This window comes from Niastella populi (assembly GCF_002078015.1).
GTDB classification, from domain to species: Bacteria; Bacteroidota; Bacteroidia; order Chitinophagales; family Chitinophagaceae; genus Niastella; species Niastella populi.
In genome coordinates this window covers 1-1,436 of sequence record NZ_LWBP01000094.1, presented here as the reverse complement: position 1 = coordinate 1,436, position 1,436 = coordinate 1, and the positions used below count along the sequence as shown (strand labels likewise).

Annotated in this window: 2 protein-coding genes; both read right to left on the bottom strand. The window is 45.3% G+C overall.

What is annotated here, in order from left to right; translation table 11 throughout:
• Nucleotides 1-104 precede the first annotated feature (104 nt).
• Nucleotides 105-845 carry an IS21-like element helper ATPase IstB gene (istB, locus tag A4R26_RS10005; protein ID WP_081163646.1) on the bottom strand — a complete coding sequence of 247 codons (741 nt, stop codon included), beginning with the start codon at nt 843-845 and terminating at the stop codon, nt 105-107.
• A gap of 27 nt (nt 846-872) precedes the next feature.
• On the bottom strand, nt 873-1,436 hold a 564-nt coding region (locus tag A4R26_RS34855), incomplete at its 5' end, for a Mu transposase domain-containing protein (protein WP_439330556.1).

Here is a 1,436-nt window from a genome sequence, read left to right as displayed (position 1 = left end):
TTGTAAATTCTTGCCATGTTGACCCAGGGTTCTTGGATGTTGACCCACCCCGGATTATTGGCAATAAGAGTAAGAGCTTGATGTGGGTCTAAAAATACAAAGAGCTATTGATTGGTCTTGGATTTTTTTCTTCTCAGGGATTCCCCTTTTAATTCTATACGGTTTGCATTAGCTGTCATTCTGTCCATAATGGCATCGGCAAGAGTGGGATCACTAATATATTCATACCATTTGGATACAGGAAGCTGCGAGGTTATAATGATGCTTTTCTTTCCGTAACGGTCTTCAAGTAATTGTAAAAGAGTAAGGCGGATCTCCTGAGTCAGGGGCTGCAATCCAAAATCATCAAGAATAATAAGGGTTTGACGTTCCAGATGGTTAAGTAACTTAATGTAAGAGCCATCCAGTTTTGACAGTGTGACCTTTTCAATGAGCCTGTTCATATTAAGATAAGCGGTTTTGTATCCCTGCAGGCAGGCTTGGTGTCCGAGGGCGCAGGCCAGGTATGATTTGCCACAGCCTGTAGCGCCGGTAATTAGTATGTTTTCTCCCTGTTGCAAATAGCGCCCTTCAGCTAATGTTGCCAATTGTTGTTTGGTGAGATTGCGCGCAGCGCTGCATTCGATCTGCTCAACGGTGGCTGGTAATCGCATTTTGGCGAGCTTCAGATAATAAGCTGTTTTTTCATTGGCGCGGTTGAGCTCTTCCGATTGTAACAAGTAGGCTACTAGGTCATGCCCTTCCAGTTGCTGGTCCATAGGGAGTTCCAATTGAGAGCGATAGGCCTGATACATGCCTTGCAGGCGAAGCTGCTGCATTTGCTGCAATGTTTGTGTTGTGTTCATTGTATTGTAGTTTTTATTAGTAATTGACTATTGATAATGATCTTTACCCCTGATATTGTCATGATCAGGCAAAGGCGGGGGAACCGGCTGCGTTAGCTGTTTATCGAGTCCCCGTTCCAGGATGTTTTTTATCATAGTATAGTTGACACGTGGCCCCTGCAATGCTCTGCTACAGGCGGCCTCCAGACGGGTGGCGGTATACTTTTTCTGGAGCATCAGCATACCGAAGCAGGCTTTATAGTTCTGCTCGATATAAATGCTGTTTTCCAACATCAGCGTGACCGCCTGATGGGTAGAGGGGCCGATGCGCGAAGCCTGCATAAGCAGATCGTCGCGGTTCCAACCTTTGATCTGCTGCATACGCTGGTGATGGGGAGGCATATGCTCTGCCAGTGTAGTGTAGGCTTTGTTATGATTTTTACGCACATGCAAAGCAATGCGTTCACTTCCCAGATAAACTTCCACCACTCTTGCATCGTAAAGCACTTTTACTTTTTTACCTACATGCTGGTAAGGGACGCTATAGTAGCGATGATCTTCGCTAAGCTGTACATGATAATTACGCTGCACAGTAAGCTGCACTACTTTTTT